Raw genomic sequence first — 12,849 nt, 5'->3', positions numbered from 1 at the left:
AGCGCTTGCATCCGATCGTAGATGGCCGGACATCGACCGGTCAGCAGCACCGAGGAATTGGGGCAAGACCATGAACATCGATACCGCGCTCAAGGAAGCCATGGCAGTGGAGGGCGCGATCGGCGTGGCCCTCGTCGACTACGAAAGCGGCATGTCACTCGGCACGCTGGGCGGCGGCCAAGGCCTCGACCTGGAGCTCGCGGCGGCCGGCAACACCGAAGTCGTACGCTCCAAGATGCGCACCCTGGCCTCACTGGCCATGGACGACGTGATTGAGGACATCCTGATCACGCTGGGCAGGCAGTACCACCTGATCCGGCCACTCACCAGCAGCAAGGGGACGCTCTTCCTCTACCTGGCGCTCGACCGGTCCCGCAGCAACCTGGCACTGGCCCGGCACGGCCTGAAGCGGATCGAGAGCGGCCTGGAACTCTGAACCGGCGGCTCGGCCGGACCCGCTGACGTACGTACACCGTGATCCTTCCAGGGTCACGGTGTACGCGTATGCACGTCACGCATGTGCGTCATGCATCACGCCAGGAGATCAGGACTCCTGCGGCGTCACCCGGGGCGCCGCCGTCACATCGTGGTCGGGCACGGTCTCGCCGCAGCGGATCATGTCGATCCGGCCCAAGACCTTCGACCGCAGATCGGTCGGCACGTCATCATGGCCGCAGCAACGCTTGACCAGCTTCTTCACGGCCTCTTCGAGCCCGTACTTCTCCAGGCACGGCGAGCACTCCTCGAAGTGCTGCTTGTACTTGTCGCGATCGGCGGGCGGAATCTCACTGTCGAGGAACTCGTAGAGATGATCGAGTACCTCACTGCAGTCCGTCTCGTGCGGGTCTCCGCAGCTCATGAGCCCGAGCCTTTCGCTTCGTTCGACTCTCCGACGCCGGCCGGGACCAGTCCGCGCTCACGCGCGTAGTCCTCGAGCATGCCGCGCAGTTGGCGGCGGCCCCGGTGCAGCCGGGACATCACCGTACCGATAGGTGTCCCCATGATGTCGGCGATCTCCTTGTACGCAAAGCCCTCAACGTCCGCCAGATAGACGGCGATGCGGAACTCCTCGGGGATCGCCTGGAGCGCTTCCTTCACGTCCGAGTCGGGCAGGTGGTCGAGCGCCTGCGACTCGGCGGAGCGCAGACCGGTCGACATGTGCGACTCGGCGCGTGCCAGCTGCCAGTCCTCGATCTCCTCGGCCGCACTGCGCTGGGGTTCGCGCTGCTTCTTGCGGTACGAGTTGATGAAGGTGTTCGTGAGGATCCGGTACAGCCAGGCCTTCAGGTTGGTGCCCTCGCGGAACTGGTGGAAGGACGCGTACGCCTTCGCGTACGTCTCCTGCACCAGGTCCTCGGCGTCGGCCGGGTTACGCGTCATACGCAGCGCGGCCGAGTACATCTGGTCGAGGAATTCCATGGCGTCCCGCTCGAAGCGCGCGTTGCGCTCGGCGGTCGACTCCGTACCGCTGCCCCGGCCCTCTGGCTGCTCCGCCTGGCCGTAGCCGGTCCCTGCGTCGGTCCCAGTGACCGGACCCACCTCCTCAAACGATGTCGTCGGACCGAAACCGGTCCCACTCGAATCGGAGGATAGACGACCTGCGGTCGGGGTGGCGCGCCGATTCGCTCCGCCCGCCGCCCGTACCGGGCCGGTCTTTGCCGCATGCAGGACGGACCAGTCCAGGTCAGTTGCACTGCTGCGGTTCGAATCAGACTCTGCCGGGCGCAGCTCGTCCACGGGGTGGTGGTGGGAGACGGGCGGGCAGATGGTCGAACCCATGCGGCGGACTTCCTCTCCTACGGACGGCAAGTACTCGGTGTGAGTACGTCTGCCGCTCTCAACAGAGGCCGCTACCGCATCATTCCCGCCCCATGACACGGGCCTATGCGAGTGACGAAAGCCACTTCACGACGCCCTCGGTGAGGATCCCCAGCGCCTGCTCCTGGCCGATGTCCGCCCGCTTGGGCACGGCGAAACCGTGATCGCCGTACGGCACCTCCACGAGGTCGTACGGGCCTTCCGGGAACTCCTCCGGCTTTCCGAACGGGTCGTTGCCGCCCTGGACGACGAGCGTGGGCACACCGGCCCCGAGCAGCTCGTCGGCGCGCGACTTCTCCGGCTTGCCCGGCGGGTGCAGCGGGAAGCTGAGGGCGAGCACTGCGGCGGCGCCCAGTTCCTTGGCCGTACGACAGGCCACGCGGGCGCCCGCGCTGCGACCGCCCGCCACGACCGGCAGACCGGGTCCGGCGAGCGTCGGCCAGATCCCGCGCCAGCCCACGTCGAGCGTCTTCGGCGCGGGCGCCAGCTTCTTGCCCGCCACCCGCCAGGGCTGCTCGACGAGGGCGACGGTCACACCGTGCGCGGGGAGCTCGGCGGCGAGGGCGCGCAGGTCCCGCGCCTCGATGCCGCCGCCGGCTCCGTGGCTCGCTGCGAGCACCAGCCGCGCCTGCTTCGCCCTGTGCCAGGTGACGCGGGCCGTACCCGCGTCCGTCTCCACAAGCTCTACGAGTTCGTTGCTCTGCGTCACATCAGAAGAGTGTGCCCTCTTCGGGCCCCTCCAGCTCTTTGAGCAGCTCGGGGCCGTTGTTGCGCACGTTGCTGACCGCCGTGGAGACGGGGTAGGCGCGCATCAGCCCCGGCGGGGGCGGCTCGAGCAGGGAGCGCAGGTCCTCGACGTCCGTACGGGACGGATCGAGCCAGGAGTCCCAGCGGTCGGGCGTGAGCATCAGGGGCATACGGGGATGGATGTCGGCCAGAACGTGCGGGCCGTCGGCCGGGGCCACCGCGAGGGGCGACTTCTCCGCCTCGGTCGTGATGACGGAGCAGGTCACCCACCAGGACTGCGGATGGTCGTCGGGCAGCGTCTTGTCCCGCCAGAACTCGTACAGCCCGGCCATCGCGAAGACGGAACCGTCGGCGGGCAGCACGAAGTACGGCTGCTTGCGCGGCCGTTTCTTCTTGCCCTCGGCCTCCAGGTCGCGCTCGGCCTTGCCGGTCACCCACTCGTAATAGCCGTCCGCGGGGATGATGCAGCGCCGGGAGGAGAAGGCCCGCCGGTACGAGGGCTTCTCGTGCACGGTCTCCGCGCGGGCGTTGATCATCCGGGCGCCGCCCTCGGGCGTCTTCGACCAGGACGGCACCAGCCCCCACTTGAGCCGGCGCAACTGGCGAACCGGCTTGGGGTCTTCGACGTCCTTAAGAGGACGGTCGAGTACCGCGTAGACGTCCTTGGTGGGGGCCACGTTGTAGTCGGCTTCGAACTGTTCCTCCGGCTCCCACTTCTCGACTTCAAAGATTCCTGCGAGATCCTCAGGCCTACGACTCGACGCATAACGTCCGCACATACGTGCCACACTGCCAGACTTGGCGCGACCACGAGGAGACTCCCGCACACAATGGAAGCCACCGCAGCCACCTCGCTGGCCACCCTCTGGGACGAGGTTTTCGGCAGCCAGCCCGACCCCGACATCTGGGTGGTCGTCGCCACCATGGCCGCCGCTCTCGCCGTGATCGTCCCGCACGGCCTGTGGCGGCTCTCGCGCAACGCCATCACCATCGCCCACGAGGGCGGCCACGGTCTGATCGCGCTGCTCACCGGCCGCAGCCTCAGCGGCATACGGCTGCACTCCGACACCAGCGGCCTCACGGTCAGTCGCGGCAAGCCGACCGGTCTCGGCATGATCCTCACCGCGGCGGCCGGCTACACCGCTCCCCCGTTGCTGGGCCTCGGCGGCGCCGCATTCCTCGCCGCGGGCCACATCACCGCGCTCCTGTGGCTGGCAACGCTGCTGCTCGTGGCGATGCTGGTGATGATCCGCAACGCGTACGGCGCCCTCACGGTGCTCCTCACCGGCGGCACGTTCGTGGTGGTGTCCTGGTTGACGGGCCCTCAGGTGCAGGCGGCGTTCGCGTACGCCGTGGTCTGGTTCCTGCTGCTTGGCGGCGTACGCCCGGCCTTCGAGCTGCAGGCGAAGCGAAGCCGAGGCGGCGCGGGCGACTCGGACGCGGACCAGCTGTCCCGGCTGACCCATGTCCCGGCCGGAATGTGGCTGTTCCTGTTCCACGCGGTGAGCCTGTGCTCGCTGATAGGCGGGGGCAGGTGGCTTCTGCAGGTCTGAAGCACGACGCGCCCTCCTCCATGGGGCGCGACCAGCCACAACGCTCCCGCACTCGAAGCACGGCCGACTACTAGAGTGGGGCCTATGGCCCCGAACCCCGCGAACACCGCCCTCTGGCCCGCCCCGCACGCGAGCGGAGCCGTCGACGCGACGGTCCACGTGCCCGGGTCCAAGTCGGTCACCAACCGGGCCCTGGTGCTGGCCGCCCTCGCGGCCGAGCCCGGCTGGCTGCGCCGCCCCCTGCGCTCCCGCGACACCGTGCTGATGGCCGACGCCCTGCGCGCCATGGGCGTCGGCATCGAGGAGGGCGTGGGCCCGGACGGCTCCGGCGAGGCCTGGCGTGTCATCCCCTCGGGCCTACAGGGCCCGGCCACCGTCGACGTCGGCAACGCCGGCACGGTGATGCGCTTCCTGCCGCCGGTCGCCACGCTCGCCGACGGCCCCATCCGCTTCGACGGCGACCCACGTTCGTACGAGCGTCCCCTGAACGGCGTGATCGACGCCCTGCGCACTCTCGGCGCCCGTATCGACGACGACGGCCGCGGCACGCTGCCGCTGACCGTGCACGGCGGCGGGGCCCTGGAGGGCGGCCCTGTGGAGATCGACGCGTCCTCGTCCAGCCAGTTCGTGAGCGCGCTGCTGCTGTCCGGGCCGCGCTTCAACCAGGGCGTCGAGGTACGGCACACCGGCTCGACACTGCCCTCCATGCCGCACATCCGGATGACCGTCGACATGCTGCGGTCGGTCGGCGCCCAGGTGGACACCCCGGAGTCGGGCGGTGAGCCGAACGTCTGGCGAGTCACCGCCGGCGCGCTGCTCGGCCGCGATCTGACGGTCGAGCCCGACCTGTCGAACGCCCAGCCGTTCCTGGCGGCGGCCCTGGTCACCGGCGGCCGGGTCGTCGTCCCCGACTGGCCCGCGCACACCACCCAGCCCGGCGACAGGCTGCGCGAGATCTTCACCGATATGGGCGGTTCCTGCGAACTGACCGACCGGGGCCTGGAGTTCACCGGCTCCGGCACGATCCACGGCATCGAGGTGGACCTCGGCGAGGTCGGCGAACTGACCCCCGGCATCGCGGCGGTGGCGGCCCTCGCCGACTCGCCCTCCACCCTCCGCGGCGTGGCCCATCTGCGCCTGCACGAGACGGACCGCCTCGCCGCGCTCACCAAGGAGATCAACGAGCTGGGCGGCGACGTCACCGAGAGCGCCGACGGACTGCACATCCGCCCGCGTCCGCTGCACGGCGGGGTCTTCCACACGTACGACGACCACCGCATGGCCACCGCGGGTGCGATCATCGGTCTCGCCGTGCCGGACGTACAGATCGAGAACGTGGCGACGACGGCGAAGACCCTGCCGGACTTCCCCGACCTGTGGACCGGAATGCTCGGGAACTGACGGGCGGACACGGACCATGCGCCGCTACGGCAAGCACACCGACGAAGACGACATCCGCACCCGCCCCGGCCGCAAGGGCAGCAGGCCGCGTACGAACATCCGGCCCAAGCACGAGGACGCCGCCGAGGGCATGGTCCTCACCGTCGACCGGGGCCGGCTGACATGCCTCGTCGAGGACCGCGTGGTGTACGCCATGAAGGCCCGCGAACTGGGCCGCAAGGCCGCGGTCGTCGGCGACCAGGTGGCCATCGTCGGCGACCTCACCGGCAAGAAGGACACCCTGGCCCGCATCGTCCGCATCGAGCCGCGCACCTCGGTCCTGCGGCGCACCGCCGACGACGACGATCCGTACGAGCGCGTCGTCGTCGCCAACGCCGACCAGCTGGCGATCGTCACCGCCCTCGCCGACCCGGAGCCGCGCCCACGCCTGATCGACCGCTGCCTGGTCGCCGCGTACGCCGGCGGACTCGACCCGCTCCTCGTGCTCACCAAGTCGGACCTCGCCCCGCCGGACGAACTCCTTGAGCTGTACGGGGCGTTGGGGGTTCCGTATGTCGTGACCAGGCGTGCGGAACTGGAGAGCGGGGAGGCGGTGGACCGGGTGCGCAAGCAGTTGGACGGCAAGATCACGGCGTTTGTCGGGCACTCGGGCGTCGGCAAGACGACACTGGTCAACGCGCTCGTGGCCAAGGAGCGGCGGCGTTCCACGGGCGTGGTCAACGCGGTGACGGGCCGCGGGCGCCACACGACGACGTCGGCGCTCGCGCTGCCGTTGCCGGATGACGAGGGGTGGCTGGTCGACACTCCGGGCGTACGGTCCTTCGGGCTGCACCACGTGGACCCCTCCCGGGTCATCCACGCGTTCCCCGACCTGGAGCCGGGAACCGAGGGCTGCCCGCGCGCGTGCAGCCACGACGAGCCGGACTGCGCGCTGGACGAGTGGGTGGCCGAGGGCCACGCGGACCCGGCCCGGCTCTACTCGCTGCGTCGGCTGCTCGCCACGCGTGAGCGGCGCGAGGGCGACTGATGGCGACAGACGGCGACTGATGGCAAGACTGATCGCCGGTGACCTCAGTTTTGTTTGCATCGCCGCCACGACGGTAAAGGCATAATCGCACCAAGCGGGACCTTAAGCCAGACGAAGCGGTCACGGAGCGTGGGAGGGCATCACATGGCGTGGCTGCTGGTTGTCGTCGCCGGTCTCTTGGAGACGGGCTTCGCCGTCTGCCTGAAACTCTCACACGGCTTCACGAGGCTCTGGCCGACGGTCGCCTTCGCCATCTTCGCCCTGGGCAGCTTCGGCCTCCTCACCCTCTCCCTGAGAAAACTCGACGTCGGCCCCGCGTACGCGGTCTGGACGGGCATCGGCGCGGCGGGCACCGCGATCTACGGCATGGTCTTCCTGGGGGACCTGGTCTCCACCTTGAAGATCGTCTCGATCACGCTGGTGATTGTGGGAGTGATCGGGCTGCAGCTGTCGGGCTCGTCGCACTGAGGGCCACTCAACTCACCACCCGCACAGTCGCCAACGCATCCCGCACCAGCCCTGCCGTACCCCCCTCCCCCGCGGGAGCCAGCACACAAGACAACCCCAGCCGAACCACCAGCTCACAGGCCCGCGCAAGCTCCACCGTCTCCGACTTCGTCGCCCCCACCGCGGTGATCGAGGCAACCGCCCGGTCCCGTACCACCTGCACGAAGTCCCCCGGCGACGGCAGCGGCCCGTCGGCCCGCCGCTGCGCCGGCACCGCGGAGGAGGACGGCACGGCGGACAACGTCGGCGACGGCAGCCGCTCACTCCAGCACCCGGTGAGCACGGCCCGCACCAGGGGGTTCCCGCGAGCCGCCGAAGCGGTCCACTCCGCGATCGCCGCCAGCCGCTCGCGCGGCTCGCCATGGCTCACAAGGGCGCGCTCCACGCCGGCGAGATAGGCGTCGGCTTCCCGTCGTACGAGGGCCCGGGCGAGCCCTTCCTTGCTGCCGAACTCGTTGTAGAGGGTCTGCCGGGAGACCCCCGCCACGGCGGCCACATCGACCATCCGCACCGCGGACCACGGACGGCGCGCGAGCGACGTATAGGCGGCGTCGAGGAGGGAATCCCGGGCTGCAGGCATCAGCGCCTCCCTGGGGCGATCGGCTCTGCCGCTCAGAGTTGACGCGGATGGGGGCACTGTCAAGGGTTCGCGACGGCATCAAGGGGCGTACGTCGACGTCATGCGCGGACGAGGTGATCACGACTTCGGCGGGGAGGTCCTGTAGCGACCACCCGGACGGTATGGCCCCGGGCCGAACGGGGCAGATACGGTGCGGGCATGCCCGACTATCGCGATGACCTGCGCCTCGCCCACGTCCTGGCGGACGCCGCCGACGCCGCGACCATGGACCGCTTCAAGGCGCTCGACCTCAAGGTCGACACCAAGCCGGACCTGACGCCGGTGAGCGAGGCCGACAAGTCCGCCGAGGAGCTGATCCGCGGCCACCTGCAGCGGGCCCGCCCGCGGGACGCGGTCCTCGGCGAGGAGTACGGCGTCGAGGGCACGGGCCCCCGCCGCTGGGTGATCGACCCGATCGACGGCACCAAGAACTACGTACGCGGGGTGCCGGTCTGGGCCACCCTTATCTCCCTGATGGAGGCGAGCGAGGGCGGCTACCAGCCCGTTGTCGGCGTCGTCTCCGCGCCCGCGCTGGGCCGCCGCTGGTGGGCCGCGAAGGGGCACGGCGCGTTCAGCGGGCGCAGCCTGTCCTCGGCGACCCGGCTGCACGTCTCGCGGGTCTCGCGCATGTCGGACGCCTCCTTCGCGTACTCCTCGCTGGGCGGCTGGGAGGAGCGGAGCCTGCTGGACGGCTTCCTGGACCTGACCCGCGAAGTGTGGCGCACGCGCGCGTACGGCGACTTCTGGCCGTACATGATGGTCGCCGAGGGCTCGGTCGACATCTGCGCGGAGCCCGAGCTGTCGCTGTGGGACATGGCGGCGAACGCGATCATCGTGACCGAGGCGGGCGGCAGCTTCACCGGCCTCGACGGCCGCCCGGGCCCGCACAGCGGGAACGCCGCCGCGTCGAACGGCCTCCTGCACGACGAGTTGCTGGGCTACTTGAACCACCGGTACTGAGCCCAATCCGGGACCAGACGAGGCCACCGGCGCTCACTGGAGGACAGCGCCCCCAAAAGCGCTCGTACACGCCCTCTTGTTGACTCCCCTTTTAACTGCGACTCTGAGAGTCCCCCCACTTGTGAACTTGTGAATCCGTTAACGAACGGATTCGTAGGAGGTGGCTCCGTCCATGCTCGTCCGTGACGCCATGAGCACGGTGGTCCTCACCATCGGACCCGATCACACCCTCCGGCAGGCCGCCGCGTTGATGTCCGCACGACGCGTCGGCGCAGCCGTGGTCCTCGACCCCGACGGCACCGGCCTCGGCATCCTCACCGAGCGCGACATCCTCAACTCCGTCGGCCTGGGCCAGAGCCCGGACGCCGAGCGGGCACACGCCCACACCACCACCGACGTCGTGTTCGCCGCGCCGTCCTGGACGCTGGAGGAGGCGGCGCACGCCATGGCGCACGGCGGCTTCCGGCATCTGATCGTCCTCGACCACGACGAGCCCATCGGCATCGTCTCGGTCCGCGACATCATCCGCTGCTGGGCCCCGCTACGGCAGCACGCACCGGCCTGAGCGGTAAAGCGGGCCGGAGCCCCGCCAGGGATCCGGCCCGCCCGCTCCGCCACTCTGGATAATGTCCAAGTCGAGTGGTGCTCCAAAATCACACCCGTTCGGGATTAGCTTCACCGGCTGTTAGACTGCGCTTTATGAGTGACCTGTTGGAACGACTGCGCGGACGTGGCTGGCGCATGACCGCACAGCGGCGCGTCGTGGCCGAGGTCCTCGACGGCGACCATGTCCACCTGACGGCCGACGAGGTCCATATGCGCGCAGTCGCCAAGCTGCCCGAGATCTCCCGCGCGACTGTCTACAACACGCTGGGTGAACTGGTCTCGCTCGGCGAGGTGATGGAAGTCGCCACGGACAAGCGCGCCAAGCGGTACGACCCGAACGCGCACCGTCCGCACCACCACCTGGTCTGCGCCCAGTGCGGCGCGATCCGGGACGTCCACCCGAGCGGCAACCCCCTCGCCGACCTCCCCGACTCCGAGCGCTTCGGCTTCTCGGTCTCGGCGGTCGAGGTGACGTACCGGGGCGTGTGCCCGAACTGCGCGGCGGCCTGATCCATACGGACGACTCGATCCTCACGGACGACTCCTCGAAGCCCCGGCACCCCATGGGAGCCGGGGCTTTCTGCTGCGCGCGGACTTCCCGAATCTGACGGGTCGTCATATCGTCGACGGCGCCCACCAGTCCGTACCGCACTCCGCGAGGAGACACCGTGGGAGAGCCGCACCCGAAACTCCAAGCCACTGATCTGAGCCGGACCTTCGGCCGGGGCCCTTCGGCCGTGGACGCCCTGGGCCCGCTGGACCTGACCGTCGCTCCCGGCGAGTTCGTCTGCATCGTCGGCCCGTCCGGCTGCGGAAAGTCCACGCTCCTGCGGATCGCCTCAGGCCTGTTGCGCCCCAGCACGGGCGAGTTGGCGATCCGCACCACCAGCCCCCGCCCAGCCGCCATGATCTTCCAGGACTACGGCATCTACGACTGGAAGACCGTCCTCGCGAACGTCCGCTTCGGCCTGGACATCCAGCGCGTCCCGCGCCGAGAGGCGAACGCCCGGGCCCGTGACTGGCTCGCGCGCCTGGGCCTCGCGGACTTCGCCTCCGCGTATCCCGCCACGCTCTCCGGCGGCATGCGCCAGCGCGTGGCGATCGCCCGCGCGCTGGCGGTGGAGCCCGAAATCCTGCTGATGGACGAGCCGTTCGCCGCGCTCGACGCCCAACTGCGCATGATCCTCCAGGACGAGCTCCTGGAGCTCACCCAGACCACCCGCACGACCACCCTCTTCATCACGCACAGCCTGGAGGAGGCGATCGTCCTCGGCGACCGCGTCCTGGTGATGTCCGCACGCCCGGGCCGGTTCATCGCCGAACGCCGCCCGCCGTTCCCGCGCCCACGCTCCGGCGAGGTCCGCTCGGCTCCCGAATTCACCGCCCTGAAGAGCGAGTTGTGGCAGCTGCTGCGCCCGGAGGCGGTGCCCGCATGAACACGGCCGTACGCAAGGAACGCACCGATGCGGCAGCCGTACTGGTCCGCCGCCCGGGCCCGCAGGAGCTGCACCCCGTACGCACCCATCGCAGGCGCCGCACCCTGGAACTCTCCCTCGCCCTCGCCGTGCCCCTGCTGCTGGTCCTGCTGTGGCAACTGGCCGCCGCCCAGGCCTGGATCGACGACCGCGTCTACCCGGCACCCACCACGATCCTGGCCGACGGCTGGGACCGCGCGGCGGCCGGTGACCTGTGGCCGGATGTGTGGGCCACCCTCAAGCGCGTACTCGCCGGGTACGCGATCGGCACAGCCTCGGGCTATGCGCTGGGCCTGCTGATGGGCTCGCTCTCCCTCGTACGCGCGGCACTTGAGCCGCTTCTGGACGCGCTGTACGTCGTACCGAAGCTGGCCCTGCTGCCGATCTTCCTGAACATGTTCGGGCTCGGCGAGGGCCCGCAGGTGGCGCTGGTGGCGGCCACCGTCTTCTTCTTCGTGTGGATCTCCACGATGTCGGCCGTGATGTCGATACCGGCCGGGTATCGCGACGCGGGACAGGTCTTCGGGGCTTCGTCCTGGCAGATGTTCCGGCATGTGCTGCTGCCTGCCTCGCTGCCCGCGGTCCTGGTGGGCGCCCGGATCGCGGCGGGGGTGGCGGTGCTGGTCATCGTCGCCTCGGAGCAGATCGCCGCGGCGAACGGCCTGGGCCATCTGATCTTCGACTCGCGGGCGCTCTTCCAGAACGACGTGATGTTCGTCGGGATCGTCTGCGTCGCCGTACTCGGCGTCGTGTTTTCCGAACTGGTGCGGATTCTGGGGCGGTTGCTCACTCCGTGGGCGCCGCGCGACCGGGGACGGGGGCAGTCATGAGGCGTTTCGCATGCGGTGCCGTGCTGGCTGCGGTTGCGCTGCTGGTTTCGGCGGGGTGTGCCGCTCAGGACTCCGGGGATGGTGCGGGGGCGTCCGAGCCGCGCACCATCAAGGCGGTGCCCGGCTGTGAGGAGGGGAGCTGGACGGATCCGGCCGACCTGGCGGCGGACCGCGCCCCCGCGCGCTGCGCCAAGGGCACACCGGCGCCAAAGCCCTTGAAGGAGCGCCGGAAGCTGACGATCGCGACGGGCACGCTCAGCGCGGAGTACGTGGCTCCGCTTCAAGTGGCCGTGGCGAAGGGCGAGTTCAAGAAGGAGGGCCTGGACGTCACGCTGAAGGTGCTGCCGACGCCGGACGCGCTGCCGCTGCTCGCGAAAGGCGACGTCGACGCCCAGTGGGCCGCTCCCGAGGCCGCCGTGATCAACGGCGTCAACAGCGGCTTCGACATCAAGTGGGTCGCCGGGAACTTCTCGCCCGACCCGGAGTCGAAGAGCGGCCTGTGGGTGCGGCTGAAGGACGGCGAGAGCGCGTCACGCGTCCCGATGGCCGACCGCAAGCTCGGCACGATGATCGGCAAGGGCTCGGTCATCGCGTATCCGATGAACCAGGCCCTGAAGAAGCACGGCGGCGGCCTCGACAAGGTCCAGTTCCAGGCGCTCGGCTCGGCCGACGTCCTCACCGCCCTGCAGAACGGAGGCGTCGACTCCGCCTGGCTCCTCGACCCGGTCTGGCGCAAGGTCGACGGTGACGGCCGTTACGCCTTCCTCGGCGGCCAGCCGGCCGGCGAGCCCCTGGGCGGCATGCTGTTCGGCCCGAATCTGCTGACGGACGACGTGGACGCGGGGGTCGCGCTGCTGCGGGCGTACATCCGCACGATCAACACGTACTTCGCCGACGACTACAAGAAAGACCCGGCCTTCGTGGCCGAGCTGGCCAGGCTCATGAGGACGGACCGTACGGTCCTGGAGTCGACGCCCTCCCTCCGCATGGACTGGGAGATCCGCGCGGGCACGACCAACCGCCTCCAGTCCGCGTACCGCGCGGCGGGCGTCTCGGAGGGCGACCCGCTCCCGGAGTCCCGCCTGGTCGACCGTGCGCTGTACGGGGAGGCGGTGGGCCACCGGCCGTGAGACGCGCCCGGTCGCAGACGCATCGAGTCGCCAACGCACCGGAGGGCCGGAACCCTTTCGGACTCCGGCCCTCCGGCCTTCAGTAGCGGGGACAGGATTTGAACCTGCGACCTCTGGGTTATGAGCCCAGCGAGCTACCGAGCTGCTCCACCCCGCGGCGATGAACTGAACACTAC

Annotated in this window: 16 protein-coding genes and 1 tRNA gene; 11 read left to right on the top strand and 6 right to left on the bottom strand. The window is 69.9% G+C overall.

Annotation, left to right across the window (positions count from 1 at the left end; translation table 11 throughout):
* Positions 1-70: 70 nt before the first annotated feature.
* Complete coding sequence (locus G6048_RS21045; protein ID WP_165341122.1) at positions 71-436, top strand: hypothetical protein; 366 nt, start codon at positions 71-73, stop codon at positions 434-436.
* Between the two features lie 108 nt (positions 437-544).
* Here the strand turns inward: G6048_RS21045 and rsrA are convergent, their stop codons facing one another.
* The 4 genes from rsrA to G6048_RS21025 form a co-directional block, all read right to left on the bottom strand.
* Positions 545-859: a mycothiol system anti-sigma-R factor gene (rsrA, locus tag G6048_RS21040; RefSeq protein ID WP_165341121.1), complete on the bottom strand. Its 315-nt coding sequence runs from the start codon at positions 857-859 to the stop codon at positions 545-547.
* The gene (sigR, locus tag G6048_RS21035) at positions 856-1,539 is read right to left on the bottom strand and encodes an RNA polymerase sigma factor SigR (protein WP_328826539.1); all 684 of its coding nucleotides are present in this window, start codon (positions 1,537-1,539) and stop codon (positions 856-858) included. Before sigR ends, rsrA begins: the two co-directional genes overlap by 4 nt.
* Positions 1,540-1,882: 343 nt before the next feature.
* The gene (locus tag G6048_RS21030; RefSeq protein WP_165341120.1) at positions 1,883-2,527 is read right to left on the bottom strand and encodes an alpha/beta hydrolase family protein; all 645 of its coding nucleotides are present in this window, start codon (positions 2,525-2,527) and stop codon (positions 1,883-1,885) included.
* A gap of 1 nt (position 2,528) precedes the next feature.
* Entirely contained in the window at positions 2,529-3,344 is an 816-nt protein-coding gene (locus G6048_RS21025; protein WP_165341119.1) for an SOS response-associated peptidase, read from the bottom strand.
* A 51-nt stretch (positions 3,345-3,395) separates the two neighbouring features.
* On the opposite strand from G6048_RS21025, the gene G6048_RS21020 reads away from it, so the two are divergent.
* The 4 genes from G6048_RS21020 to G6048_RS21005 all read left to right on the top strand — a co-directional run bounded on the left by G6048_RS21020 (position 3,396) and on the right by G6048_RS21005 (position 7,014).
* Positions 3,396-4,118: a M50 family metallopeptidase gene (locus G6048_RS21020; protein ID WP_165341118.1), complete on the top strand. Its 723-nt coding sequence runs from the start codon at positions 3,396-3,398 to the stop codon at positions 4,116-4,118.
* 84 nt (positions 4,119-4,202) lie between these two features.
* Positions 4,203-5,519: a 3-phosphoshikimate 1-carboxyvinyltransferase gene (gene aroA, locus G6048_RS21015; protein ID WP_165341117.1), complete on the top strand. Its 1,317-nt coding sequence runs from the start codon at positions 4,203-4,205 to the stop codon at positions 5,517-5,519.
* A gap of 16 nt (positions 5,520-5,535) precedes the next feature.
* Complete coding sequence (gene rsgA / locus G6048_RS21010; protein ID WP_165341116.1) at positions 5,536-6,546, top strand: ribosome small subunit-dependent GTPase A; 1,011 nt, start codon at positions 5,536-5,538, stop codon at positions 6,544-6,546.
* 144 nt (positions 6,547-6,690) lie between these two features.
* Entirely contained in the window at positions 6,691-7,014 is a 324-nt protein-coding gene (locus G6048_RS21005) for a DMT family transporter (protein WP_165341115.1), read from the top strand.
* 7 nt (positions 7,015-7,021) lie between these two features.
* Here the strand turns inward: G6048_RS21005 and G6048_RS21000 are convergent, their stop codons facing one another.
* On the bottom strand, positions 7,022-7,633 hold the full coding sequence (locus G6048_RS21000) for a TetR/AcrR family transcriptional regulator (RefSeq protein ID WP_206341858.1): 612 nt from the start codon (positions 7,631-7,633) through the stop codon (positions 7,022-7,024).
* 198 nt (positions 7,634-7,831) lie between these two features.
* Here G6048_RS21000 and hisN point away from each other — a divergent pair, with 198 nt between their 5' ends.
* The 6 genes from hisN to G6048_RS20970 all read left to right on the top strand — a co-directional run bounded on the left by hisN (position 7,832) and on the right by G6048_RS20970 (position 12,673).
* Positions 7,832-8,632, top strand: coding sequence for a histidinol-phosphatase (gene hisN, locus G6048_RS20995; RefSeq protein WP_165341114.1), 801 nt, complete (start codon positions 7,832-7,834; stop codon positions 8,630-8,632).
* A gap of 172 nt (positions 8,633-8,804) precedes the next feature.
* Entirely contained in the window at positions 8,805-9,197 is a 393-nt protein-coding gene (locus G6048_RS20990) for a CBS domain-containing protein (protein ID WP_165341113.1), read from the top strand.
* A 134-nt stretch (positions 9,198-9,331) separates the two neighbouring features.
* Positions 9,332-9,748: a Fur family transcriptional regulator gene (locus G6048_RS20985; protein WP_165341112.1), complete on the top strand. Its 417-nt coding sequence runs from the start codon at positions 9,332-9,334 to the stop codon at positions 9,746-9,748.
* A 158-nt stretch (positions 9,749-9,906) separates the two neighbouring features.
* Positions 9,907-10,674 (top strand): ABC transporter ATP-binding protein, encoded by a 768-nt coding sequence (locus G6048_RS20980; RefSeq protein WP_165341111.1) that lies wholly within the window; start codon positions 9,907-9,909, stop codon positions 10,672-10,674.
* On the top strand, positions 10,671-11,543 hold the full coding sequence (locus G6048_RS20975; protein WP_165341110.1) for an ABC transporter permease: 873 nt from the start codon (positions 10,671-10,673) through the stop codon (positions 11,541-11,543). Before G6048_RS20980 ends, G6048_RS20975 begins: the two co-directional genes overlap by 4 nt.
* Positions 11,540-12,673 carry an ABC transporter substrate-binding protein gene (locus G6048_RS20970; protein WP_165341109.1) on the top strand — a complete coding sequence of 378 codons (1,134 nt, stop codon included), beginning with the start codon at positions 11,540-11,542 and terminating at the stop codon, positions 12,671-12,673. The genes G6048_RS20975 and G6048_RS20970 overlap by 4 nt, the downstream gene beginning before the upstream one ends.
* An 83-nt stretch (positions 12,674-12,756) precedes the next feature.
* On the opposite strand, the gene G6048_RS20965 is transcribed toward G6048_RS20970, so the two are convergent.
* Positions 12,757-12,830: transfer RNA gene (locus tag G6048_RS20965), tRNA-Met, on the bottom strand.
* Positions 12,831-12,849 lie beyond the last annotated feature (19 nt).

The sequence above is a fragment of the Streptomyces ureilyticus genome (assembly GCF_011045025.1).
Taxonomy (GTDB): Bacteria; Actinomycetota; Actinomycetes; order Streptomycetales; family Streptomycetaceae; genus Streptomyces; species Streptomyces ureilyticus.
The sequence above is the reverse complement of the archived record's forward strand: the minus strand, read 5'-3'. Positions and strand labels throughout refer to the sequence as shown.